This is a genomic window from Rugamonas violacea, assembly GCF_016461825.1.
GTDB lineage: Bacteria > Pseudomonadota > Gammaproteobacteria > Burkholderiales > Burkholderiaceae_D > Rugamonas.
In genome coordinates, this window is sequence record NZ_JAEMNU010000080.1 from 43,621 (window position 1) to 44,820 (window position 1,200).

General features: G+C 73.8%; 2 protein-coding genes. One reads left to right on the forward strand and one right to left on the reverse strand.

The features are described 5' to 3' along the window. Positions 1-120 precede the first annotated feature (120 nt). On the reverse strand, positions 121-768 hold the full coding sequence (locus tag H7U20_RS15935; protein ID WP_199760138.1) for an HD domain-containing protein: 648 nt from the start codon (positions 766-768) through the stop codon (positions 121-123). Between the two features lie 202 nt (positions 769-970). On the opposite strand from H7U20_RS15935, the gene H7U20_RS15940 reads away from it, so the two are divergent. Beyond that, positions 971-1,200: hypothetical protein (locus H7U20_RS15940; RefSeq protein WP_199760139.1), on the forward strand; the 230-nt coding region annotated here is incomplete at its 3' end.

Below are 1,200 nucleotides of genomic sequence, written 5' to 3' on the forward strand. Positions count from 1 at the left end.
GGGGGGGGGGTGGCCGGGCTGTCCGGGCTGGCGTCGGGCTGGCGGCTCATCGGCGGCCTCCGCCGTGGCTCTTGCCGGCGCCGTCCGCGCCGGGCCGGCCGCGCCGCCGGGCGGGGCGCGTCACGGCGCCGCCCATTCGGCGATGAAGCTGTCGCGGAAGGCGATCAGCTCGCGCAGGCGGGCCTGCGCCAGGCGCCGCCCGGCCGCCGTCTGCATCTTGGCCGGCAGCGTGGCCAGCTTGGTGTCGATGTGGTCGAGCGCGTAGGCCTTGTCGTCGAGCTCGCGCTGCAGCGCCATCGGGTCGTCGGCGTGGGCCAGGCCGGAGCCGAGCCGGCCGGCGGTGTAGAACAGCCGCGCCAGGCCGACGGCGCCGAGCGCGTCGAGGCGGTCGGCGTCCTGCACGATGCGCGCCTCGACGGTCTCGGCGCGCAGCGCGGCCGAGAAGCTGTGGCATTCGATGGCGTGGGCGACGGCGGCCAGCTTGTCGGCCGGGAAGCCGAGCGCGGCGAGTTGGCGGCTGGCCAGCAGGGCCGATTGGCGGCTGGCCAGGTGGCGCTGCGGATCGTCCTTGGCCAGGTTGACCAGGTCGTGCAGGTAGCAGGCGGCCAGCACGGTCAGGCCGTCGGCCTCGGGGTGTTCGTCGAGCAGCAGGGTGGCGTTGCGCCAGACCCGGTGCAGGTGGTTGCTGTCGTGGGCGCCGTCGGCCCCGGCGGCGGCGCCGGCCAGCGCCACCAGGCGCGGCTGCCAGCTGCTCATCAGTGTATTCATCGATTTCCAGTATGCTCGCGTTGCCGCCCGCCGACGGTCCGGCGGGCTGCGCAATTGTGGCACGAAACGGCGGCCGCCCGACCACCGCCGGCGACAATTTCGTCTTGCCGGGGCGAAATATCGGCGCGCGAACGTTGTTGGCTTGCTAATCCCTGTGGTATTATGCAAAATGCAATTCATTCATAGCGAGATAAGGTGACACATGCGTAGCCCGGTTTGCCTCGGCGTTCTTGTATTGTTGTGCAGCTCGGCCGCGCTGGCGCTGGACGACACGCCGACGCTGCCCTCGTCGGCCGCGCGCGCCGACGACCCGCGCGCGCCGGTCCATCTGCGCGAGGGCCGCGACGCCGCCCCGGCGGCCGGCGGCGCCGGCCAGGGCGGGCTGGGCCTGCGCGGCGCCGGCGCCAACCCGGCGCGGCGCCAGGACGGCTG

Excerpts from the sequence above, each read along its gene's own strand:
- H7U20_RS15935 (WP_199760138.1), bottom strand. The coding sequence starts at position 768 with ATGAATACACTGATGAGCAGCTGGCAGCCGCGCCTGGTGGCGCTGGCC.